Origin of the sequence: Bradyrhizobium iriomotense, from assembly GCF_030160715.1 — a bacterium.
Classification (GTDB): Bacteria; Pseudomonadota; Alphaproteobacteria; order Rhizobiales; family Xanthobacteraceae; genus Bradyrhizobium; species Bradyrhizobium iriomotense.
The window spans coordinates 282,034-304,040 of record NZ_BSOW01000001.1; the positions used below are offsets into that span (position 1 = coordinate 282,034).

Annotated in this window: 21 protein-coding genes; 16 read left to right on the forward strand and 5 right to left on the reverse strand. The window is 61.4% G+C overall.

Annotation, left to right across the window (positions count from 1 at the left end; all coding sequences use genetic code 11):
* Window positions 1–27 precede the first annotated feature (27 nt).
* A complete protein-coding gene (locus QQL28_RS01255; protein WP_284260259.1) occupies window positions 28–4,035 on the reverse strand; it encodes a non-ribosomal peptide synthetase in 4,008 nt (1,335 codons plus the stop codon).
* Window positions 4,036–4,082: 47 nt separating this feature from the next.
* Window positions 4,083–4,301 (reverse strand): MbtH family NRPS accessory protein, encoded by a 219-nt coding sequence (locus tag QQL28_RS01260; RefSeq protein WP_284260260.1) that lies wholly within the window; start codon window positions 4,299–4,301, stop codon window positions 4,083–4,085.
* Between the two features lie 162 nt (window positions 4,302–4,463).
* Here QQL28_RS01260 and QQL28_RS01265 point away from each other — a divergent pair, with 162 nt between their 5' ends.
* The 10 genes from QQL28_RS01265 (at window position 4,464) to QQL28_RS01310 (ending at window position 14,672) form a co-directional block, all read left to right on the forward strand.
* A complete protein-coding gene (locus tag QQL28_RS01265; RefSeq protein WP_431309561.1) occupies window positions 4,464–5,546 on the forward strand; it encodes a GNAT family N-acetyltransferase in 1,083 nt (360 codons plus the stop codon).
* Complete coding sequence (locus QQL28_RS01270) at window positions 5,543–6,964, forward strand: MATE family efflux transporter (RefSeq protein WP_284260262.1); 1,422 nt, start codon at window positions 5,543–5,545, stop codon at window positions 6,962–6,964. Before QQL28_RS01265 ends, QQL28_RS01270 begins: the two co-directional genes overlap by 4 nt.
* Before the next feature lie 50 nt (window positions 6,965–7,014).
* Window positions 7,015–7,437 carry a GNAT family N-acetyltransferase gene (locus QQL28_RS01275; protein WP_284260548.1) on the forward strand — a complete coding sequence of 141 codons (423 nt, stop codon included), beginning with the start codon at window positions 7,015–7,017 and terminating at the stop codon, window positions 7,435–7,437.
* The gene (locus QQL28_RS01280) at window positions 7,434–8,630 is read left to right on the forward strand and encodes a PLP-dependent transferase (protein WP_431309557.1); all 1,197 of its coding nucleotides are present in this window, start codon (window positions 7,434–7,436) and stop codon (window positions 8,628–8,630) included. Before QQL28_RS01275 ends, QQL28_RS01280 begins: the two co-directional genes overlap by 4 nt.
* Window positions 8,631–8,852: 222 nt before the next feature.
* Entirely contained in the window at window positions 8,853–9,113 is a 261-nt protein-coding gene (locus tag QQL28_RS01285; protein ID WP_284260263.1) for a hypothetical protein, read from the forward strand.
* A gap of 11 nt (window positions 9,114–9,124) precedes the next feature.
* Window positions 9,125–9,754, forward strand: a complete 630-nt coding sequence (locus QQL28_RS01290) for a helix-turn-helix transcriptional regulator (protein WP_284260264.1) — start codon at window positions 9,125–9,127, stop codon at window positions 9,752–9,754.
* A gap of 579 nt (window positions 9,755–10,333) precedes the next feature.
* Window positions 10,334–12,253, forward strand: a complete 1,920-nt coding sequence (locus QQL28_RS01295; protein WP_284260265.1) for a TonB-dependent siderophore receptor — start codon at window positions 10,334–10,336, stop codon at window positions 12,251–12,253.
* Window positions 12,254–12,355: 102 nt separating this feature from the next.
* Window positions 12,356–12,907 carry a sigma-70 family RNA polymerase sigma factor gene (locus tag QQL28_RS01300; RefSeq protein WP_284260266.1) on the forward strand — a complete coding sequence of 184 codons (552 nt, stop codon included), beginning with the start codon at window positions 12,356–12,358 and terminating at the stop codon, window positions 12,905–12,907.
* A 36-nt stretch (window positions 12,908–12,943) separates the two neighbouring features.
* Window positions 12,944–13,846, forward strand: coding sequence for an alpha/beta hydrolase (locus QQL28_RS01305; protein ID WP_284260267.1), 903 nt, complete (start codon window positions 12,944–12,946; stop codon window positions 13,844–13,846).
* Between the two features lie 43 nt (window positions 13,847–13,889).
* The gene (locus QQL28_RS01310) at window positions 13,890–14,672 is read left to right on the forward strand and encodes a 4'-phosphopantetheinyl transferase family protein (RefSeq protein ID WP_284260268.1); all 783 of its coding nucleotides are present in this window, start codon (window positions 13,890–13,892) and stop codon (window positions 14,670–14,672) included.
* A 32-nt stretch (window positions 14,673–14,704) separates the two neighbouring features.
* Here QQL28_RS01310 and QQL28_RS01315 read toward each other — a convergent pair whose 3' ends face one another.
* The 3 genes from QQL28_RS01315 to QQL28_RS01325 all read right to left on the reverse strand — a co-directional run bounded on the left by QQL28_RS01315 (window position 14,705) and on the right by QQL28_RS01325 (window position 17,139).
* Window positions 14,705–16,015, reverse strand: a complete 1,311-nt coding sequence (locus tag QQL28_RS01315) for a caspase family protein (RefSeq protein ID WP_284260269.1) — start codon at window positions 16,013–16,015, stop codon at window positions 14,705–14,707.
* 7 nt (window positions 16,016–16,022) lie between these two features.
* Window positions 16,023–16,949 carry a DUF4399 domain-containing protein gene (locus QQL28_RS01320; protein WP_284260270.1) on the reverse strand — a complete coding sequence of 309 codons (927 nt, stop codon included), beginning with the start codon at window positions 16,947–16,949 and terminating at the stop codon, window positions 16,023–16,025.
* Between the two features lie 64 nt (window positions 16,950–17,013).
* Window positions 17,014–17,139, reverse strand: a complete 126-nt coding sequence (locus QQL28_RS01325; protein ID WP_284260271.1) for a hypothetical protein — start codon at window positions 17,137–17,139, stop codon at window positions 17,014–17,016.
* Window positions 17,140–17,204: 65 nt separating this feature from the next.
* On the opposite strand from QQL28_RS01325, the gene QQL28_RS01330 reads away from it, so the two are divergent.
* The 6 genes from QQL28_RS01330 to QQL28_RS01355 all read left to right on the forward strand — a co-directional run bounded on the left by QQL28_RS01330 (window position 17,205) and on the right by QQL28_RS01355 (window position 21,830).
* Complete coding sequence (locus QQL28_RS01330) at window positions 17,205–18,080, forward strand: formylglycine-generating enzyme family protein (RefSeq protein WP_284260272.1); 876 nt, start codon at window positions 17,205–17,207, stop codon at window positions 18,078–18,080.
* Window positions 18,081–18,082: 2 nt separating this feature from the next.
* The gene (locus QQL28_RS01335; RefSeq protein ID WP_284260273.1) at window positions 18,083–18,517 is read left to right on the forward strand and encodes a hypothetical protein; all 435 of its coding nucleotides are present in this window, start codon (window positions 18,083–18,085) and stop codon (window positions 18,515–18,517) included.
* A gap of 377 nt (window positions 18,518–18,894) precedes the next feature.
* Window positions 18,895–19,170 carry a curlin repeat-containing protein gene (locus QQL28_RS01340; protein ID WP_284260274.1) on the forward strand — a complete coding sequence of 92 codons (276 nt, stop codon included), beginning with the start codon at window positions 18,895–18,897 and terminating at the stop codon, window positions 19,168–19,170.
* 96 nt (window positions 19,171–19,266) lie between these two features.
* Window positions 19,267–19,602, forward strand: coding sequence for a hypothetical protein (locus QQL28_RS01345; protein WP_284260275.1), 336 nt, complete (start codon window positions 19,267–19,269; stop codon window positions 19,600–19,602).
* Between the two features lie 84 nt (window positions 19,603–19,686).
* Window positions 19,687–20,127: a hypothetical protein gene (locus QQL28_RS01350; RefSeq protein WP_284260276.1), complete on the forward strand. Its 441-nt coding sequence runs from the start codon at window positions 19,687–19,689 to the stop codon at window positions 20,125–20,127.
* Window positions 20,128–20,405: 278 nt separating this feature from the next.
* Window positions 20,406–21,830, forward strand: a complete 1,425-nt coding sequence (locus QQL28_RS01355) for an autotransporter domain-containing protein (protein ID WP_284260277.1) — start codon at window positions 20,406–20,408, stop codon at window positions 21,828–21,830.
* Window positions 21,831–22,007: the final 177 nt, after the last annotated feature.

The window sequence follows — 22,007 nt, forward strand, 5'->3', positions numbered from 1 at the left end:
CTGTCTGCGCGTGTCGTTGAAAGCCGCTCAGTTGTGCTTGAGGCCGGAAATCGAATCCTCGATGCGGCGCGCAAAGCGGCCGTGAAAGGCGCTGGAGCCGATCACGTGCAGGTGGGTCGTTCCCGCAATGATCTCGGCCGGATTGGCGCGGCGCGAGTACTGTCGCCAATCGATGAGGTTGAGGCCCCGGTGAAGGCTGTCTTCCGCCGTCCACGAATGGATCGGGCAGTCATGTGGTTGCATCCGATAGCGTCGGAAAATGAGGGCGTTGTCGATCAGGATCCAGAAGGTGTGTTCGCGGCTGGAGACATCCGGCCCATCGGTCGGAAGCGCCTCCTTCTCGTTGCCGATAAAACGAAGGAACTGTTCGTAGGTGAGAGCATCCATCGATTGGAGCAGGCGATCCCAGTCGCTTCGCATCTGCGTCCGTGCCAGCCAGTCCGTCACCTGGGACTGCAAGAGATTGCGTTCGCCCGGTGCGAATTGCGGCACGGCGCCGAGAGCGAATTCGCTGCCAATCTCGCACACGTCAATCATTCCGATGAAACGCAAGTCGACGTCGCTGCCCAGCATTCGTGCGGCTTCATAGGCGAGGAGGCCGCCCCACGACCAGCCGAGGAAGAAGCACGGTCGGTCGCGGCTCTGCTTCCGGATGTACTCGACATAGCGGCCGGTGATTTCCTCGACCGTGGCGTTCAGCTTCAGCTCTTCGGACAGGGAGTAGCAGATGAAGCCGGTTGCGGGCTGCTCAGGCCCGAGAGAATCGACGAGCTTGACATATTCGCGTGTGCTGACGAGCAGTCCGGGAAAGCAGTACAGCATCGGCTTGTTGCCGGATGCGCGCAGCGTGATCACCTGACTGCCGATCGCTTCGTTCCCCTTTTCAATGCAGGCAGCCAGGGAACGGACCGTTGGATTGTTGAAGAGGTCGGCAATGGTGGCGGACAAATCCGGCCTCTGTCGCCTCAGCTTCGTCAGGATCTTGATGGCGGCGAGCGAATGTCCGCCGATGTCGAAAAAGTCGTGGGTCACTCCGATCGTGGTGAGGCCCAGCACGTCGCGCCAGATCGCGAGGATCTCGGTTTCCAGCGACGTCGCCGGGGCGAGGGCGCTGGTCATCCGCTTGACTGGGGCCGGCAATGCCGCGCGATCAAGCTTGCTGTTGGGATTGATCGGCAGCCGCTCGAGCGGAACGATCGCGCTTGGAACCATATAGTCCGGCAATTTGCTGCCGACGGCGCGGCGAAGTTCGTCCGGATCAATCGTTGAACCGACCTCCGGAACGACATAGGCGACGAGGCTTGGTTGTCCATCATCGTTGCGCAACAGGGCGACGCACTCGCCGACGCCGGGCTGTTCGACAAGGGCGGCCTCGATTTCGCCGAGTTCGATACGGTAGCCGCGAAGCTTGACTTGATGATCGACACGACCGACGAATTCAACCGTGCCGTCGTCGCGCCAGCGCGTGAGATCGCCGGAGCGATAGAGGAGCCCGCCTTCGGCAGAGAAGGGATCCGGGACGAAGCGGTCTGCGGTGATGCCGGGGCGACCGACATAGCCGCGTGCGACTCCCTCTCCGCCCAAATAGAGTTCGCCGGTGACGCCAATCGGACAGGGATTCAGGTCTGGATCGAGGACGTAGACGCGGCGCCGTCCGACAGCGCGGCCGATCGGCGCGTAGGTCCCCTGGAAGCGCGTGCCGGGCCGGACTTTCCAGACCATCGGCGTCATGATCGTTTCCGTCGGACCGTAGCCATTGATGAGCCGTTCAGCCGGCAACGCGCGCGTCAAGAGATCGAATGTCGTCTGCGCCAGCCCTTCGCCGCCGAACGAGTAGAGTCTCAGCGGTGGCGCTTCGCCGGTGATGTCGGCCCATTCTGCGAGCTGCTGCATGTAGGTGGTCGGAATGCTGGCATTGTTGGCACCATGCGTCCGCATCGCCGCCAGCGTCTCTGCCGGTGTCCAGAGCGCCTGGTCGGGCAGGACAATGCTTCCCCCGACCATGAGGGGCACCATCCAACGCTCATGTCCACCGTCGGAGCTGAATGGCAGGAACGGAAGTTCCCGCGAGGCCTCCGACATCTCGTAGATCCTCGCCGTGCTCTGGCAATGGTGGGTGAGGGGCCCATGCTCGACCGCGACCCCCTTCGGCAGTCCGGTCGAGCCCGAGGTGTACATCACGTAAGCGAGCTGATTGTGATGAGTGGGCACAGTTGGAGGCGTAACGGGTTCGCTGGAGAGGTCGAGTTGGTCGAGCTCCAGGATCGTCGCATCGATATCGGCCGGGATACGTTCGCGCAGCCAGCTATGGGTGACGATGACTTTCACGCCGGCATCACGGAAGATGTGATGGTTGCGGGCCGGCGGCTGATCCGGCTCAACGGGGATGTAGGCGCCGCCTGCCTTGAGGACGGCGAGGATGGCGGCAATGGCCTCAGGTGAGCGCTTCACCAGCACCGCAACGCAAACCTCCGGGCCGGTTCCCACGCCTATCAGGCGATGCGCGAGCTGGTTGGCGCGCTGGTCGAGCTCGGCGTGCGTCCAACGTTCGTTTGCATAAATGATCGCCGTCTTGTTCGGCGTAAGGACGGCGTGCTCCGCGATCCATTCATGGACCGGACGATCGTCGTCGGCGCCATCGTCTTCATAGGGAGCGGAGAGGCGGTCGAGCTCTTCTGCGGAGAGTAACGCGATGTCGCGCAGGCGGATGTCGCCGTCGGCCGCCACAGACTCCAGAATGCGTACAAAATGCTTCCCAGCTTGCGCCAGGAGTGCGCCATCAAACAGTGCGTCGGATGCATCGATCGTTGCATCGACATGACCAGCGGCACTTATCTCGGTGATGAAAGCCAGATCGGCGTCGCCGCGCGCAGCGAGAGGAAGAGCCGGCGTGATCGTGAATCCCGGCGTCGCCGAACGGGTATCGATGAGAACGTCGCGATGCTCGAACAGGGACGCGATGTAGGTGTCGCGCATGTCGCGATCGTCGCGCCACAGCTCCTGCGTGAGGAGCTCCAACGGCAGGTGGTGGCTGAGGCCTTCGCCGAAGCGGTCGCGGACATGCTGCGCAGCCGCAACAAATGTCATGGCTGGTGAAAGGTCGAGCCGAAGCGGGACGACATCTTCGAACCTGCCGATCACGTTCATATCGTGCGGGCCCGTTCGTCCGTCGCAAACAACGCCCGATCGCAACGTGAACTGGCCGCCATAGCGAGCCAGAAGGACGTTGAAAGCCGTCAGCAGGATCAACGACTCCGAAAGGCCGGACGCCTTGGCCAATTTCGCCAGTCTCTGCCGCAGATCGGAACCGATGGCAAAGCGATATTGCTGTCGTAGCCCCGTAGCGTTGCCGCCGAGTGTCCCCCGGATTGGAAGAGAGGCACAGCTACGCTCCTCGGTGAACGTGGCCTGCCAGTAGGACAGAGCGTCATCATGAGCTGGCGAGCGCACCCACCGCTGTTCGACGATCGCACGTCCCAGGCCGGACTCGAGCGGAGCATCGCTCCACGGTCCGGCCAGAGCCGTTGACAGATCTCGCGCCAGGGTTCTCAGCGATGCAGGATCGCAGACGATCGGATGCAGAGAGATGGCGACAGCGTGGTCGGCCGCGCCGAGCCGCACCACGAGCGCACGCGCGGACACGTCGTTGTCCAGATCAATTGGCGACGCAAGAAAGGCGGAAAGTGCCCCCGAAAGTGCAGCATCCCGCGCATCGGTGACGATTTTGGAGAGGTCATTCGTCGAAATTCGAAATGCGTCAGTCGCGTCGATCGTGCATTCGACACGTCCGCCAGCAGATCGCAGGAAGCGGGTCCGCAATGCCGGGTGACGATGAGCCAGCCGACGCAGGGCCGAGAAGAGCGTCTCGAGCCCGAGATTGCCCCGCAATCGCAGGGCAAGCACCTGAGTTGGGAATACGCTGTGATTGCCGATCTGGCCGAGTGCCCAGATGCGCTTCTGGGCCAGTGTCAAGGGAAAGCTGCCTGCTCCGGCGCTGGTCGCGTCAGGGAGCCGCACAACAACATTGGTGGGCATGGGGGCTCTTCTATTGATGAAGCTGTCGCGCCTGATTGGCGCTTCCGTTACCGGGGTCCCGGTGTCTGATCCCGGTTGTCCATCACACGAGCCCAGCCGGACGGCCGCGGATCGCGCCAAACAGTCTCGATGTGTGCGAGGCACTCGTCTCGCGAACCGGTGAACGGGGTGGCAAACCACGTGATCGGCACCGGACGGCCCTGCCGCCAGACGGAATACCGACCTTCACGATCTCTCACCACCTGCCAAACGTCGTCGATGTCCATGGAGTGTCTCTCACCGTTGACCTTTGCAAGACGAAGGCGGATGGCCTCGATTTAGTTCAGGACCGCTTTTTTCTGGATCGACTAAATCGGCGAGCGGGTCAGTCGTCTTTGATGTGAATGCTGGATTGCGGAGCTCCGCGTCCATCAACCAGGGCCAGCGATATGAATGTGACGCAACTGATGCCCTTGCGGGGGGCCGCGCTACCGGCAGGCGGTCTGCGGGCAGGTCTTGGCGGTCGACTGTCGGTCGTCCCGAGAGGGGACGCCATCGAGGTTCGCGATGATGCCGGCCGCCGAATCTCGTTGGGGTTGGAAGCAGAGGCCGAAAGCCTGCGTCTACGCGTGCCGTCCGGTTTGCGGGAGCATGTTCTTCCTGCACTTTGTGGCGCAATCGAATCGCTGACGGCGGGCGACCGGAACGTCCAGCTGGCTCTCGACTGCGGCGATGGCGATCTCGCCGGTGTGCTGGTTCGGGAGGGAATAGCGATTCATCAAGGCGGGAGCTTGATCGTCGAACCCGCGCTCGTCTGGCAGCAGCCGCGACTCTGGCTGCCGCAGGCGACGTCCTTTGGCGGTCATCCCCAGCTGCACGTGATGTCCGGCGATCGCAGGCATCCGCTTCGCCCACCGAAACCGACCGGCACCTGCTATGCCAGGTTTATTCCCTGGCTTGGCCAGGTTCTTTCCTTTGTCGCGGTGGACGTGGAGCGCGATCTTCCGCTCTATCACCGCTGGATGAATGATCCGCGCGTCGAGGCGATCTGGGGCGACGGCGGCGACCTCGAACGCCATCGCCGCGATCTCGAAGAGCGGACCGCGGATCCGCATGTCCTGCCGTTGATCGGGTATGCCGACGACGTGCCCTTCGGCTATTTCGAGGTCTATTGGGCGAAGGAAAATCGACTTGGGCCCCACTATGCCGCCGCTGACTTCGACCGTGGATGGCATGTTGCGATTGGCGAGGAGGCGTTTCGTGGCAAAGCCTGGATAACCGCCTGGCTGCCATCGCTCATGCACTTCATCTTTCTCGACGACATCCGCACGCAACGGATCGTCGGTGAACCGAAGGCAAGCCATGCCCAGCAGATCCGTAATCTCGATCGCGCCGGATTTGCCAAGATCAAACACATCGACTTTCCGCACAAGCGGGCATTGCTCGTCATGCTGTTGCGCGAGCGATTCTTTGCGGATCGGTTGTGGGCTCCGGAGGCTGCTTCGCCGTCCGAGGGGTCCGGCAGGGCATGACGACCGCAGTCTCTACGGAAACGGATACGCCCAGGCGCGGATTCGTCGCACCGCTTGATCTCGCCGGTCCGGATGTCCAGCGGACGATCATGCGCTTGGCCTTGCCCTCAGTGGTCGGCCTGTCGATCAATGCGCTTCACCATACGGTCAATGCCGTCTTTGTCGGAATGATTGGCGCGCACGCCATGGCTGCGATCAGCGTGGTCTTTCCATTGATGATGATCGTTGGTGCCATCGGCGAAGGCCTGGGTGTCGGCGCGGCTGCGACCATCGGACGACTGCTTGGCAGGGGCGCTATCGGACGGGCGAGCGTTACAGCGTCCACCGTGATGGCGGCGGCCGTTCCGGTCGGACTGGCGCTGACGCTCGCCATCCTGTGGATGCGTCAGCCGCTGCTGGCGGCGCTCGGCGCTACCGCGGACACTTGGTCGATGGCGGACAGCTATGTTGGCGTGATGGCATTTGGTGCGACGCTGACGCTACTTCAAATCATCGCTGACTTTGTTGCCATCGCGGAGGGCAACACCCGCTTCAGCATGTGGACCTTGCTCGGCGGATTTGCGCTCAATATCGTCCTCGATCCAATTCTGATCTTCTGGCTCGACATGGGAGTGGCCGGCGCAGCGCTGGCGACCCTTCTGTCGCAGATTGCCGTGCTCGCGGCATACGCAGTCTACTTTCACGCGCGAGCAGGGCGTGTCCGGGTCGCGGTCCGTCTTGCGCTTCTGCAATCTGCCATCTTGCGGCCTGTCGTCGCCTTGGGACTGCCAACGACGCTGGCGAGCATCGTGACGGCAATAGCGTTCGCCATCGTCTACTACCAGGCCGGCTCATTTGGCGGTGATCCCGCGATTGCGGGCCTCGGTATCGCGTTGCGATTGCTCACGCTCGGTTCCTTGCCGCTGATCGGCTTTGTGCTCGGAGTGCAGGCGGCCTTGAGCTTCGCGTATGGCGCGGGCAATCGCGGCCGCGTGCTCGCCGCGACGCGCTTTGCGCTCACCGTAACCTCCGGCTTTGCGCTTCTATATGGCTGTATCCTGGTTTCATTTGCGGTGCCGATTGCACGTCTGTTTTCCGCGGATCCGGCGGTCCAGACCGTCGCCGCAACTGCGATCGTCGTGATCCATGCAGCGTTTCCGCTCGCTGGAATTCGGTTGGCTGTGCTCGTCCTGCTGCAGTCGATGGGGCAGGCTCGCCGGGCCGCGCTCGTCAGCCTGGCGCCGCAGGGCTATTTGCTGATTCCGCTGCTCTTCGTGCTGCCCCCCTGGCTCGGCCTCGGTGGGATCGCGGTCGCCCTCGCCATTGCGGCCGCTCTCGCAAGCGTTCTCGCGATTGTGCTGCTCATCCCGGTGGTCCGAGAGCTCGGCTCCCCCGTTCATTGGACTCCGGAAGTTACGGATATTGCGAGGACCAGTTGACCGACATTTCTCTCGTCGCGACGGGCAAAGGGGATCTTTGCCGCGAGATCATGAATGAACTCCCCGAATGGTTCGACCAACCCGAAGCCAATGCGGCCTGCGCCTACATTGTCGAGGAGTTGCCGCTGCTCGTCTGCCAGCGGGATGGCAGAGTTGCCGGCCTTGTTGCGCTGAAGCAGCATCCGCCGTCAGCGACGGAAATCTTCCTGATCGCAGTCCGTCGCCAGTTCCATCGACGAGGCGTCGGCCAGCGCCTGGTGGAAGCGGCCGCGGACTGGGCCTGGGTCGCCGGTTGCCGCCTGCTGACCGTAAAGACGCTGGCGCCGAGGGACCAGCATGAGCCGCAATATGCTGCGACGCGCGCCTTCTATGAGGGTAGCGGCTTCATCGCAGCGGAGATATTTCCCAAGCTCTGGCACGAGGATTTTCCGTGCCTGTTCCTGGTCAAGCCGCTCGACAGGAGAATACCTTGAACAAGCATGCATCGGGCGTAGCCGTTTCTATCTCGGATCACGATTTGATCGCTGGCAGCACCGCTCTTTTTGCACCGACCGGGCCGGTGCCATTCAACGCGGCTTCGCCGCCGATCTTCCAGACGTCGCTCTTCACCTTTGAAAGCTACTCGGCGATCGAGGACGTGTTTGCAGGCAGGTCCCAGGATTTCATTTATTCGCGCGGCAACAATCCGACGGTTGCCGAATTCGAGGGACTGATAGCCGCGCTCGAGGGGGCCGAAGCGGCCCGCGGATTTTCCAGCGGGACCGGAGCCATCACCGCCGCCGTGCTCGCCTTCGTCGAAAAGGGAGATCGAATCGTCGCGGTTCGCAACGTCTACAACGACGTCTACTGTCTGTTCGGTAAGCTGCTGCGAAAGTTCGGCGTGACGGTCGACTACGTCGATGCGGCCGATCCTGCGCAGGTTGCCGCAGTGCTGCCCGGCGCGAAACTGCTCTATCTGGAAAACCCAACCTCGATGGTATTTGAGGTCCAGGACATCGCAGCCCTCGCCAGTCTCGCTCGGCGCTATGGCGTCGTGACGATGATTGACAATTCCTGGGCAACCCCGCTGTTTCAGAAGCCGCTGCTCCATGGCGTTGATCTTGTCATTCATGCCGCCTCGAAATACCTGGGAGGGCACAGCGATACGGTTGCAGGTGTCGTGGCGGGGTCGAAAGACCATATCGCTCGCATCAACCGGACGACCTATCCTTATCTCGGCGCCAAGCTTTCTCCCTTCGAGGCGTGGCTGCTGCTGCGCGGCATGCGGACGCTGCCCTTGCGCATGGCCCAGCATATGAAGAACGGACTGGTCCTTGCGGAGCGGCTGGGGAATCATCCGGCAATCGCGCGCGTGCGACATCCCGCCTTCTCCGATCACCCCGGCAAGGCATCGTTGAGGGGATTTTCAGGCTTGTTCGCCTTCGACGTCGCGGAAGACATTGACGTGCCGCGCTTCGTAAATGCGCTGAAACATGTTCGTCTCGGTGTCAGCTGGGGCGGTCCCGAAACGCTCATTGTGCCGGCGCAGGCCGCCTTGCAACTCCCCGATGAATCCAATTCCTTCCGACGCTTCGGCGTCGTCGACCGGACGATCCGCTTTGCAGTCGGTCTCGAGGATCCCGACTTGGTCTGGCAGGATCTCGCTGGGGCTTTGGCTGCCTCCTGAAGACTGCTCGATACTCGCTTATGCAATTCCATCGCCTGCGCCACCTCTGCTGAACCGGTCGAACCCGCCCGTCACGGCCATCTGGCCGAAGGTCCCTCGACGGGCCTGCGGACGTAGAGGCCTAACTCTTCGAGGAAATCTAATTTCGAAGCTCTACAAACTGATCCGAGACATCTTGAGTGTGCCGCTGGCGGCCGTCAAAGTCGCGACGCAGCGGACTTCATGCGAGACTTTTACAATCAGATTGTTGGACTGAGTTGCGTCGAAGATGCTGGCGTCGGTTCTGAGCAGCTCGGCGGTTCAACCGTGGCCCAGTGGCTGGAATTTCCGGGCTGCGTGTTCGTCCGAGGCGAGTTTCATTTTGTTTCTGATGAAGGGCGCGGTGCAATCGTTGCGCCAGGCTTGTTCCTCTCCTTGGCGTTCGACGGCGTGGGGGGAGCAGTAGCAACGCCGCGCGGAAAGTCGGTCGCGAGAATCGGATAACGGCAATTGCTGTGCGCGATACGCTCGACTCGCGTGGATCGATTCGGCAGAGCGACGGTTCCGCGATAGGCTTGGCGTTTTCGCAAGCAGCGATCGATGGACTTGGACTTCGGGACGAATTCCTGGCGCTGTTCAACGAGGAAGGGGCGGGGGCGGCGGTTGCCTCCTTGAAAGCACCCCCGCGCATACAGGCTGTCGCCGCAGAGATGTTTTCGCCGCCAGTTGGTGGGGGTGCCGCACACCTGTTGTTGCGGGCTCATGCTGCAGAGATTCTCGCGCACGCGCTGTTCAATGAGCGAGGGCAAGTCGAGCTGGATTCGGTGGCGGACCGCAAGCGGTTGCTATTGCAGCATGTCAAAGATCAGATGGACGCCGATCTTAGCTTTCCCTGGAGCATCTCGGAATTGGCTCGGCGTGCAGGACTGAGCCGCCGGTCCTTCAATCAGAAATTTCAGATAGCATATGGCGAGAGTGCGATCGAATATCTGAGGAACAGGCGACTGGATGCCGCACGTGCCATTCTGACGCATCAGCGGGTGTCAGTCACTGAAGCGGCGTACCGCGTTGGCTATGCCCACTCAGCGAATTTTGCAACGGCCTTCCGCAGGCGCTTTGGCTTTTCACCGAGCCGCTGCCGATAGCGGAAATTCGACCGGGGTTTCCGGCATTCCGCGTTTACATGCACGCGTCTGCATGTCGTGCCGATGTGGTCGATGGCGAAGCCGCTCATTTCGCGAATTGGAGAGCCTCCATGAGAGATCAAAGGTTATTTGCGCGCTCGCAAAGGCGGTGCGCGCTCAGATCTGATTTCTCCGGGCCAGAGGCAATGCAACTTTGGGATGACGATGGGGCGCGACAGCAAGAACACGTTCGTTTGGGGGCGGATGGCGAAGGTTGGTTTTGGATTGGCCGGCCTGGGAGTGGCGCTGCAGGCGGCACCAACGATGGCGCAGGTATCGGAGGCCAATTCGGGTTCGAATACGAGGACATCATTGCCTCCCGTAGCGGTGGATGCCCCGAATCCGAATCGGGCGCGCACCCAGCCTGTCCATCGAGCTGCACAATCGCCGCGCGGACGCGCGGTCACCCAGCGCGATGCTGGCGGGGTGTCGGGCCCCAGGAATCCAGGCGAGCGCGGAACTGGTGAGCGCAACAACGGCTCCAGCGAGAATAGCTATGTTGCGAGTAACAGCTCTGCAGCCACGAAGACGAACACGCCGTTGATCGAGACACCGCAGTCGATCTCGGTCGTGACGCGCAAGGAGCTCAACGATCGCGCCGTCCAGACATTGACGGAGGCGGTTGGCTATGAGCCGGGCGTCCGTATCGACGCCGCCGGCTATGATCCGCGCTTTGACTCGATCTCGATTCGTGGCTTCGATATCACCTATAACGGCACCTACCTCGATGGACTGCGCCTGGTCGGAGCCGGCCTCGGCGTGTTCAAGACGGAGCCTTATGGCGTCGACAGCATCACCGTCGTTCGCGGGCCGAGTTCTGCGCTTTATGGCCTCGGGTCCCCTGGAGGACTGATCGATCTGCAGAGCAAGCTGCCGACCAGCCAGCCCTTCCACGAGGTGCAGACCCTGTTCGGCGACCGGAGCCGCTTTCAGGGCAATTTCGACCTTTCCGGTCCGCTCGATGCCAGCGGGCAATTTCTCTATCGGTTGACGGGCGTCGTTCGCGAGGCGGATGTGTTCGTGCCTGGCGGCAAGGACGATCGTGTCTATGTCGCGCCAGCCGTCACCTGGAAGCCCGATCAATCGACTTCTTTTACGGTTCTGGGAGCCTACCAGAAATCGAAGACCCCCGGGTCGATGTTCACCTATGCCACGGGGACCGGGACGACCACGGACATTTACACGGGTAGTCCGTCCTACAACTCGATTGACCAGGAACAGGGGCGTGTGGGCTACATCTTCGAGCATGCGTTCGACAACGCCGTGACCGTGCGGCAAAAGTTCCGCTACACGGATGTCGACGCGGTCACCCGCTATGTGGGCTTTCTCGGCGCTCCGGTGAATGACGTCGTCTCGCGCTATGCCGGCTATGTCCACGATAAGCTGCAATCGGCCATCATCGACAACCAGGTCGAGGCCAAGGTTGCCACTGGGCCTGTGCAGCACACCCTGCTGATCGGCACCGACTACACTTGGTCGAAGTTCAATGACATGCAGGGATTCGGCCTCGGCGTTTCCGACCTCAATTTGGCTGCGCCGGTCTATGCGCCGGAATCCATTCCTGATCCGGCAATCTCGACGTCGACGGCGCAACGGCAAATTCAGTCGGGCGTGTATGTTCAAGACCAGGCCAAGCTCGATCACTGGATCCTGACATTGAGCGGCCGCAGCGACTGGGTGCGTACCACGGGCGATGATCTGATCGCATCAACCCGGCAGGAGCAGTCCGACCAAGCCTATAGCGGGCGAGCTGGGTTGACCTATGTCTTCGATTCCGGTGTCGCGCCCTACGTCGCTTATTCGACCTCGTTTTTCCCCAATCTCGGCGTTGATCCGAATGGCACCTTCTTCAAGCCGACCACTGGTCGGCAGACCGAGGTCGGCGTGAAATACCAGGCGCCCGGTACCAGGAGCTTCATCGCCGCCGCGGTGTTCGATCTGACCCAGGACGGCGGCCTGGTGTTCACAGGGACGGGCGTCACGGTTCAGCGTGGCGAAATTCAGAGCCGGGGCTTTGAATTGCAGGGGCTCGCGAGCATTGGCGGTGGTTTTGATATCACCTCATCGTACACGTATCTCGACATGGTCACCAAGCAGGCTGCGGACAGCTCGTTGATTGGCAAGTTCCCGTCGGGCAATCCTCCGCATACCGTCACGCTCTGGGCGAACTATGCCATGCCGCTGGCCGGTCCGTTCGCTGGAGTAAGCGTCGGGGCCGGCGCGCGCTACATGTCCTGGAGTTATGGCGACGACCAGAACACATTCAAGAACAGCGCGGTCACCTTGTTCGATGCGGCGCTGAAATACGATCTGGGGCAAGCGGCGAAAGAGCTGAAAGGGCTGCAGTTTCAGGTCAACGCCAAGAACCTGTTCAATCTGCACTATACCACTTGCCAGGTCGGGTACTGCTACCGCGGTGCTCCGCTGACCGTGATCGCAACTCTCGGCTATCGCTGGTGAACGTCCTTCCGAAAAGGTGCTCCGTCCGCAATGGCTCACGCTTCGGCGTGGGCTATCGGCGGGGGCGCGGCCGACGTCGTCCCAGGCATCAGGTTGAATATCATGAGCACGACGAATCAAGACGGGCTGTTGAATGCATTAATCTGCAACAGGCGCCGTCTGGTCGCGATAGCTACGCGAATTCTAGCGTCAGAAGAACTGGCGGAAGATGTCGTGCAGGACGTGATGTTGAAGGCATGCGACCGTTCGGGACTTCGTCCGGATTGTCCGCAGAGCTTTGCGTGCCGGATGGTTCGAAACCTCGCCATCGACCGGGCGAGGCTGCAGCGGCGCGAGCTGCGGCACGCGCTACCGCCTGAGGATCTGGAAGCAGTTGAGGCCCCAATCGCCGATCCTGAATGTGCTCTGGAGGGGTTGGAGGCGCTGCGGATCGTTCTCGCAGCCCTGGATCAACTTCCCGAGCGGACACGGTCCGTTTTCATGGCACATCGGTTGGATGGGATACCGCAAAAGACTTTGGCCGCGAGACTTGGCGTGTCCCCGACTTTGGTCAACTTCATGATCCGTGATGCTCAGCGCCACTGTTTCGCGAGCCTCGAAGCGCACGAGCGCGTCTCGGAGTTCGGCATGGAGCGGGCCTGCAAAGCGGCCTGAAGCGAATTTCTCGCGAACTGTGCCCTGGAGATAATCGTGCAAGAGACGCCGGCATGCATTGCCGATACGGTGCAATTTGATCTCGTGCCTCGAAACGGCGGAGCGCCGTATCGTATCTTCCTTCGCTGTCCGGCGGGCCCACCACCCGTTGACGGGTGGCCTGTCCTTTATCTCCTGGATGGCAACGCGGTGATCGGCACGGCGGTCGACGTCCTACGCGTCCAAAGCAGCTATCCGCTTGGCACGGGCATTTCGGCAGGGATCCTCGTCGCCATCGGCTATCCCACCGACGACTCCTACGACAGCGTGCGCCGTTCGTGGGACATGGGACCGCCGCCCGGCCGAACCTACCCACCTCACAGCCCAGGCGGACCGGATGTCCGAACCGGAGGTGCCGACGAATTTCTTGCCTTCATTGAGGAGCAACTCAAGCCGGAGATCGCGCGACGCACCTCGGTGGACGTGACGCGTCAGGCGATTTTCGGCCACTCCTTTGGCGGGCTCTTTGTCCTGCATGCGCTGTTCAACCGGCCGGATGCCTTCGCCAACTGGATTGCGATCAGCCCCGCGATCTGGTGGGAGGATGGTGTTGTGCTGACTGCCGCGTCGCGGTTTGAGGGTGCCAAGAGGCCGTGTTCAGGGCGGGTCTTGCTCGCCGCAGGCGAGTACGAGCAACGACTTGCCCCATTCCAGGAGACGGCCCCTGATGCCGCATCGCGCATGGCGCGCTTCGCTGAGAGTCGCATCGTCGACAACTCGCGCGCGATGGCTGATCGTCTGTCGTCGATTTCCAGCCTGTACGTCCAGTTTGAACTCTATCCAGGCGAAACCCACATGTCGGTGCTGCCCGCCGCCGTCAATTCCGCCGTGCGATTCTCGTTCGGGCCGGACGCCATGCGGGCGCATCGCCTGAGGGCACCACATCGGCAGGTGGTGTAGTGGCATACCGGGCAAAACTTCCATTCGGCGTTGGTGAGCGCGATTGAATGTCGACCCAGAGTTTGGGCAACTAATCACCGCTGATGGGCCGATACTGATGGATCCCAAACTGAATGTGCAGCGGGCTGTTCGCCAGGTCGAGGAAAGCGCGAAATGTGTGTCGGTAGTTGCGCTTGAGGCATTGTCATCGATGCTGGGTTCGAGATTTTCAGTCGAGGCCGCTCCGCCGACAATTCAAAATGATCGGCTCTATCCGGAGGAACTTGCCCACATCTGCGGCGCTGTGCAAAAGCGACAGGCGGAATTTGCGACGGCGAGAGTATGCGCTCGAAAAGCGCTGATTGGTCTTGGCGAGTCTCCTTGCTCGCTCGCGCCGCATGCGGATCGGTCTCCCCGGTGGCCGAAGGGAGTTGTTGGAAGCATTTCCCATACCGAGGAATGCTGCGCGGTTGCGGTAACCCATTCGCGCTGGGTTGCAGGGCTCGGTATCGATGTCGAGTCGGAAGCGACGCTGCCTGCGGAGCTAGAGGAGCTCGTTTGTACGAGAAACGAGCGTGCCTGGCTCGAGCATTATACGAAATCCGACCGCGCGTGGCTTGGAAAATTGTTTTTCAGCGCGAAGGAGGCCGTTTACAAATGCCAGTACATGTTATCCAGATCTTTCATGGACTTCAGAGACGTCGAGCTTGCGATCGATGTCGATCGCGGCACCTTCTCAGTTACGCATTTGAGCCTTGATGGAGCAGGGGGAGGGGAGAATATGCTACGGCTTGAAGGAAAGTTCCGGCGGCTGCCACGCCTGATCGCGACTGTCGCCATCCTGTAGTCCGCGGGATTTGAGGTACCTGGACGACGAGATCATGGAGTGACGCTCTCGCGCAATCGGCGGAGCTGGGACCGGAGCCGCTCGCAGCCCAATTCCTTCTCGAACTTGGTGATCGCCTCAAGCGTAGGCTCAGCCCGCACGCTGAGCAGACGCGCCATGTCGCGGCTACAAGTGTCTTCGGAACGAACAGACTCGTTCTGCGCCTGCTGTTTTGGAACCGTTGGTGGAGCGGGAGTCCCGCCAGAAGACGGAGCGGTATCGCCGGCAAAGCTTTCGAATAGGCGCTGCACTTGGGGGCGCAGTCGAGTGCACGTGACCTCGCGCTGGAAGTTGATGATCTCTTCCGGCGCGGGGTTGGCGCGTAGACGCGCCAGCCTCGCTTCGTCGCGGACACAGGGGTCTACGGTCTGAGACGCCGCCGGCGCTGGAAGCGGCGGCTTTGAGACGTCTGCGTTCACGGTTGGCGGCACCGGCGCTGGAATGACTGCGACTGGTTTCGGCGGGGTGGGCGCCGGAACTGGCGGGGGCGCCGGGGCGACCGCGACGGGCGGCGCCGGCGCAACTCTTGGTGCATCCGGCACCAGGGAGATGGTTGCGCCGCCGAGGGAGCCATAGATGAAGGGCTCCTGCCGTCCGCCGGTCATGGCGATAACCGCATCGCGGACACGGCCGAGCGCGATCCGAATGTCGACGCCGGGCTCGGCAAGGTGTCTCAGTAGCGCGATTGCATAGGGACTGTTGACGCCGTCGCCGTCATAGGAAATCGAGCCGGCCTTCGCGGCGTAGGCAACCAGCGTATCGGCCCCGACTTCATCAAGCTTCGCGAGCCCGCCCCTGGATGGTGTTCGACCTGCCGAACGGAGCTTGGCTGCAAAGGGGTTGTCGCGGCAGGCGTCGAGCAGGATCAAACGCAGGCGGCGCACCGGTTGTAGCGCCCAGATGATGCGGTCGAGCGAGATAGCTTCATCGTCGACGTCGTAGTCGCGGCTCAACCTGGCATCCACCGGTATAAGATAATTGGTGCCGCTGATCTCGATGCCGTGGCCGGCGTAATAGACCACCGCCATATCAGAATTCTCTGCCGTGATGAGAAATTCCCGCACAGTGCGCTTGAACTCGACGACACCAAGATCGTTGCGCGAAATGACGACTTCGAAGCCGATTGATTTGAAAAGTGCCGCGATTGCTGCCGAATCGTTAATGGTATTGGACAGCGTGGAAGCGTTCTTATAGGCGGAGTTTCCGACAATGAGCGCGACCCGACGCTCCGCTGCTGCCGCATCGGCGCACATCGCGCCGATGACAAGGCAGAGGCAGTAGATCAAGAGCTGGCGCAGTTTCATCGCTGCATCAATATCCGTAACTCCGCCAGGTGCGATGGCGGTACTTGGAGCGCTTTCTCGGCGGCTGGCCGCTCTCCGTCACGGTGACGTTGATGACGTCGGAGAACACCGCCGGATCCTGTGGCACGTGGGCGAAGTCGGCGAACAGCAGGCGCAGCTTGTGTTGGCCGACCGGGAGCGTGATCTTCGCTTCGGTCTGGCCTGCGCCGAAATGCAGGTGGTTGAAGTCGTTCGGGATCGGCTGGTCGAGCGGGGGCAGCTCGGCATCGACAAGCAAATGATGATGCCCGGTGTTGGGCTTATCGTAGCCCGCCGGAGCGACGCCCATATTCAACAGGCCGAAACGGATAACCGGGTTCGGAGAAATGTAGGAGCCGTTCTTCGGATAGATGAAATAAACCTTGGCATCCTTCGGGGAGGGGCGACGTCCGCCGGCCGTGGCTTGAACCGCCGCAGGAGGGGCTTGAGCCACGGCCGGGGCGGTCTGGTCAGTGACCTTGACCTTGATCTGCTCTGAGATCACCGGCGGGGAATGCGGAACGTGATTCTTGTCGCCGAACACAAGCTGCAAGGTGTGCTCGCCGGGCGTCAGCGAAATCTCTGCCTCGGTTTGTCCCGCGCCGAAATGCAGGTGCTGGAAGTCGTTTGGAATCTCGGAACTCAGTGGCGGCGTTGGCGAGTCAATTATCAGATGATGGTGACCGCTATTGGCGCGGTCCGAACCTGCCGGCGCGACGCCCATGCCATGCAGGCCGAAATGCAGGGTCGTCTTGGTTGGCAGCGTATCGCCATCTTTCAATCCGATGAAATAGACGGCTGCTCCGGCCGGCGACGGCGTCGGCCCGCCAGTCTGCGCCTGTGCCTGCACTGCGTGGCAATGCATCAAACCAGCAAAAAACGGAGCCAGAACCAATGTCAGCAATCGTTGCATCATCGCAATCTTCCCAATGCCTGGGCCACAATCTGGAACCGCACTAGCCGCGGGAATCTGAAATAATTCAAGCATCAACAATATCCCCGTCCGTGCAGAACGAGGGAACGAAACGATATTCCTTTGCCGCCCAATGTAAACCGAAATTCGGCGCCGCGAGCGTCGCCTTGCCGGTTGCGGTCGAATGAAGCATGTTATGTCACATTGAATGTGACGTGTGCATACTCCCGATCGTTCGAGCCGACCGGAGATCACGATATGAAATCCGCCGTTTTGTCTGTATTTTTCCTTATGGCGCTCGTTGAATTTGCGAGTACAGCAGCGAGCGCGCAGCGAGGGCTGAGCAACGGCCCGTCTGCCGATCCGCCATCCGCGTCATCCGACACGAGGGTAGCTCAGCAGAGCACCAGTCCGGAACCGGGCGAGCTATTTCGCGATTGCAACAATTGCCCCGAGCTTGTGGTCGTGCCGCCGGGGGAGTTCGTGATGGGATCCAATGACACGCCCTACGAGAAGCCTGAGCATACGATCAGCATTCGCAAGCCCTTCGCCATTGGCCGGCGCGAGGTGACATTTGCGGAATGGGATCAGTGCGCCGACATTGGCGCGTGCAGGGTGCGTCCCGAGGATCACGGTTGGGGGCGTGGCGACCGGCCGGTGATCAATGTCAGTTGGGAGGACGCGAAGCTGTTCGTCGCCTGGCTGTCGCAGAAAACCGCACAAAAATACCGCCTGCCCAGCGAGGCGGAATGGGAATATGCCGCGCGCGCGGGAACCAGAACGCCGTTCTGGTGGGGCAGGGACATCGGCGGCGGTCATGCGCAGTGCGAGGGCTGTGGCAGTCCGATCAAGCAGCAGGTCGTGCCAGCGGGTTCGTTCCGGCCAAACGGCTTTGGGCTCTACGACACATCAGGTAATGCTGCTGAATGGGTCGAGGATTGCTGGAACGACTCCTATCGCAACGCGCCGAAGGATGCGTCGCCCTGGACGTCGGGCGACTGCCGCCTGCGGGTGCTGCGCGGGGGCAACTTCCTCAGCAGGGCCAGCGACGTCAGATCGTCGGCGAGGTTTCGCTACGACGTTGACGTACGCTATTATGCCAACGGCTTTCGTGTCGTGCGGGAGTTGCCATAATCATGCAGCCCGCGGGAATGATGCGCGCGATCGTTGGGGCGCTTCTCGGGTTGACCGCCGCTACTCCGACCGCTTGGGCGCAATCTTACCCAGCCAGTGGGAAAATCGGCTATCTCCAGGAATGGGAGATCGCGGGAAGTCTGGCGAAAGCGGCAACGCGCCCGGCGGATTATTCAGGGACGGTCACGCTGCGGCACATCGGCCTGTGCAGCGTCAATGGCGTCGAGCAGAAGCAGGCGCGCATGCAGCTGAGAGTGTCGTCCGGGCGGCTGGAAGGCACGTTGATCATGGACGACGATGAATGCCGCGTTGTCGCTTCTGGATCATCAGGCTCGGGGTTGCTGACCTGCCACAGCGGGCAAGACATTCCGATCAATCTCCTGATCGGCAAAGCGGTCGAGACCGAGACGTCTGATCGCGTCGGCCGCAATCCTTGAGCGGGTTGCTGGGCGACTGTCGGCGAAAGATATCGTTTGTCGACCGTGCATTGAGCCCCGATCGCTTGTGCTGTCACGCCTGACTTTTGGAGCGCCGCGATCCGCTGTTCAGCGTGGCTGTCCGAGCTTTCAGCGGCGGCGTGAGGACGTGTGCGCGATGTGAGGCTGAATGATTGTGTGCACGCCTCGGTTTATGAGGACGAGTTCCAACGCATTTGAGTACCGCTCGTTGAACGCAGCGGGTTTGCGATGCGCATGCAAAGCGCGCGTCGCCACCATGCGTGACTCCGCGCACAGAGTTATGTGCCGAGGAGGCCTATCGTCAAATCATCGAACGGCAATCACGCGGTTCGACTTCATCCAAAGGGAAAATTCCAATGTTTCGTTCCATCCTCCTCGTTTCGGCTGCCGTCCTCTCGCTCGCGTCTTCGAGCGCGTTTGCCGGCAACTCGTCCTCCATCGTGCAGGCCGGCAACGGCAACGGCGCCGTCACGTACCAGCGCGGTCACACCAACGACAGCCAGGTCATTCAGTACGGCAACAACAACGGTGCCGGCGTCCACCAGGTCGGCCGGAACAACAACGCTGGCATCGGTCAGGTCGGTGACGGCAACTTTGCCGGTGTGGACCAGGTGCAGCGTCGGCGCTGGTAAGCCGGCAGCCGGGCGATCCCACATCGCACTGAAAGGAGTCGTGCCGGCAGGTCCCTGCACGCTCCTTTCCATGCTCAACCTCGAAAGGACAAATCCATGAAAAAGCTTCTCTTGATTGCCGGCACGGCGCTGACCCTGGTCTCCGCTCCGGCGTTCGCTGGCGGGACGACCGCCTGTGTGCATGCGAGGACGCAGATCGGCAACGGATCGACTGACAGCGTCAGCCAGAACTGCCAGTACAATATGAACGGCCAGGTGCAGGCCGGCAGCGGAATGTCGGCGACTGCCCGGCAGTCCGGAACGAACAACACCTCGTACCAGACTCAGCTCGGCGATGGTAACTTTGCCGGAGCCAGCCAGCATGGCCGGAGCAATACTTCCGGCGCCATGCAGCTCGGCAACAGCAACCGCGTCAGGGTCAATCAATGGTAATGCCGCTGGCCAAATCGGGCCAGCGGTAAGGCGATTGGGCGGGCTTTTCCTCGCCCAACGCACGTCATCGTCGAGGAGGTACTCATGACGCTCATTCAACGACAGTCGGTCGTGCTTGCCGCAGCGCTGATGGCTGCGCTGGCGAGCGCGTCCGCGCGGGCCGAGACGACGTCCGTGAACAACGGCAGCAATTCTGCCACGATCACCCAGAGTGGCGATCCATCCAAAACCGAAAAGAAGGTCGATACTGGTCCTGGTTATTCCCGCATCGAGCAGCATAGCGGCAGCAACTCGGCGACGATCATCCAGCGCTCCAATCCCGCTGCGGGCGATCCAACCAATGTCGACCCCGGAAAAGGCCCCGATGCGCAGGCAGCCCCCGGCGAGCCCAACGGCGATGCCGAGCGCGCGCCCCCGCTGACCGATGCCGACGTCTACCGGCAGATCCGCAAAGGCGCCTCGCCGCAATCGCAGCAGACGCTCGACAGGTTGATGAAAGCCTTGGGCCTGCAAAACAAGATGTGACCAGCCTCAGCGGCCTTTGGGGCATCCTGGTGTCGTGGCCAACTGGAACCTCGCCGCATTGCGACGGTTCCAGTCGTCTTTTGTGGACGAACCAAGCTCGTATTTGACGGCATGCCTTGGCTTTGAGTGCAGCGCGAATTCTGCAACCTGTTACCGTTGTGGGTTCGTGCGCTAAAAAGATTTGAGACGCTGTCACTTGGCAGCAACAGCCAGCCCCCTCGTATCGGGTAATATGCGAACCGCTTGATGCTGGGCGCAATTCTCGTCAGGGGGTGGCAATGAATAGCAAGTCGGCCAGGCGGGCGTGGCTCGGATGTGCGGTCGGGGCGGCGATCTCATTGCTCGGTGGATCGGCCAGCGCACAAACTGGCTTTGTCGATACGACCGGTTTCGGGTTTGTGCCGCTGAATGGACCGATCGTGCTGAACCAGGCGTTCGGGGACGGGCAGAACATTGCCGGGATCGTCCAGCTGGCGCCGAATCCGACCGCGACCGTCAATCAGAACGGCTTCTATAGCCGCAGCGCGATCATCCAGGTCGACGGCACCAACACTACAAACATCACCCAAGTCGGCGATTTCAGCCACGCCTACGTCATTCAGGTTGGGCCGACGAACGCATCCGCCGTCGCGCAGACCGGCAACCAAACATCGGCGATCGTCATTCAGGTTGCGGCATCCACCATCACTGCGGCCGGAACTGGATACCTCGAGCGCATTGCGTCGAACCTGCTGTTCGCTCCGGAGACCGCCGCGGCGCTACCGAGCATGGCCCAAATCAGCGCGCAGGGATTCTCGCGCGACTTGTTGTCGCAGCTCGATACCGGCCGTGGGGAGGCCTGTGTCGATCAACCTCTGCCCGTCAAGGCGCCGCCGCTCCCCTGTCGAGCTTCAGTCTTCGTGCAAGCCAACTATCGGCATGGCGACCATGCCGATGCCTTCGGGTCGACCAAATACAGCTATGATTCGGGCGGCGTCCTTGCGGGTGGCAAGTTCTACGTGGCACCGAACCTGACGTTGGGGCCGACATTCGGCTACACGCACATCGCTTCGGATCTCAAGCAAGGACTGGGCTCGACGGATCTCGACTCCTTCCATCTCGGCGGTTTCCTGGCCTACGACACGAGCTCGCTGTTCGTTCATGCGATGGCGGCCTACGGCTGGAATCAGTTCGACATCTCTCGCACCGGGTTCTTCGGACCGATCACGCCAAACACTGACGCGAATACAACAGTTGCTGCAATCAAGGCCGGTTACTTGTTTGATCTCGGTGCCGTGCGGCTCGGTCCGATCGGCGGGTTCACCTACACGGATACCCACGTCAAGGGCTATTCCGAAGCCGGCGATCCATTCCTGACCCAGACGGTCGCAGATCAGTTTCTTCAGTCGGCGGTGGTCAGTGGCGGCTTGCGCTTTAAGCCGCAATTCGCCGCGCTCGGTAGGGCCGATACCTTCTTTGACGTGACCGTGGAGAAGGACCTGCGCAATTCCATGCCCATCTTGCAAACGGCGTTCACGCTGGCGCCCGATGTGCCGATCTTCACACCGGTGCGTCCGATAAGGGACGTTTATGTCCGGATGTCAGGCGGCCTCGGGTATAACTTCACACCCAGTGCACGCGTCAACGTCGCGGCCGAGGGCATTGTCGCCAACAACGGCTCCAACAGTTTCGGGTTGAACGCGGGATTTCGATACGGCTTCTGAACCGCCTTTGAAAACTCCTGAGCTGAAGGCCACCAACCTCTTTCCTGGTTAAAACGATCTTCGCTGCTGCATTGCGATCAGCGCGTTTTGTTGCGTCTACCTCTCAGTATTGTGGGCGGGCAGCTTCAAGACATTTTTGGACCGGCCTAAGCTCAGTCCGGGACGACCAGTGTGGTC

Coding starts and splice junctions, on each gene's coding strand:
- QQL28_RS01255 (WP_284260259.1), bottom strand. CDS start 4,035: ATGCCCACCAATGTTGTTGTGCGGCTCCCTGACGCGACCAGCGCCGGA.
- QQL28_RS01260 (WP_284260260.1), bottom strand. CDS start 4,301: ATGGACATCGACGACGTTTGGCAGGTGGTGAGAGATCGTGAAGGTCGG.
- QQL28_RS01265 (WP_431309561.1), top strand. CDS start 4,464: ATGAATGTGACGCAACTGATGCCCTTGCGGGGGGCCGCGCTACCGGCA.
- QQL28_RS01270 (WP_284260262.1), top strand. CDS start 5,543: ATGACGACCGCAGTCTCTACGGAAACGGATACGCCCAGGCGCGGATTC.
- QQL28_RS01275 (WP_284260548.1), top strand. CDS start 7,015: ATGAATGAACTCCCCGAATGGTTCGACCAACCCGAAGCCAATGCGGCC.
- QQL28_RS01285 (WP_284260263.1), top strand. CDS start 8,853: ATGCGAGACTTTTACAATCAGATTGTTGGACTGAGTTGCGTCGAAGAT.
- QQL28_RS01300 (WP_284260266.1), top strand. CDS start 12,356: ATGAGCACGACGAATCAAGACGGGCTGTTGAATGCATTAATCTGCAAC.
- QQL28_RS01315 (WP_284260269.1), bottom strand. CDS start 16,015: ATGAAACTGCGCCAGCTCTTGATCTACTGCCTCTGCCTTGTCATCGGC.
- QQL28_RS01320 (WP_284260270.1), bottom strand. CDS start 16,949: ATGATGCAACGATTGCTGACATTGGTTCTGGCTCCGTTTTTTGCTGGT.
- QQL28_RS01325 (WP_284260271.1), bottom strand. CDS start 17,139: ATGCTTCATTCGACCGCAACCGGCAAGGCGACGCTCGCGGCGCCGAAT.
- QQL28_RS01330 (WP_284260272.1), top strand. CDS start 17,205: ATGAAATCCGCCGTTTTGTCTGTATTTTTCCTTATGGCGCTCGTTGAA.
- QQL28_RS01335 (WP_284260273.1), top strand. CDS start 18,083: ATGCAGCCCGCGGGAATGATGCGCGCGATCGTTGGGGCGCTTCTCGGG.
- QQL28_RS01340 (WP_284260274.1), top strand. CDS start 18,895: ATGTTTCGTTCCATCCTCCTCGTTTCGGCTGCCGTCCTCTCGCTCGCG.
- QQL28_RS01345 (WP_284260275.1), top strand. CDS start 19,267: ATGAAAAAGCTTCTCTTGATTGCCGGCACGGCGCTGACCCTGGTCTCC.
- QQL28_RS01350 (WP_284260276.1), top strand. CDS start 19,687: ATGACGCTCATTCAACGACAGTCGGTCGTGCTTGCCGCAGCGCTGATG.
- QQL28_RS01355 (WP_284260277.1), top strand. CDS start 20,406: ATGAATAGCAAGTCGGCCAGGCGGGCGTGGCTCGGATGTGCGGTCGGG.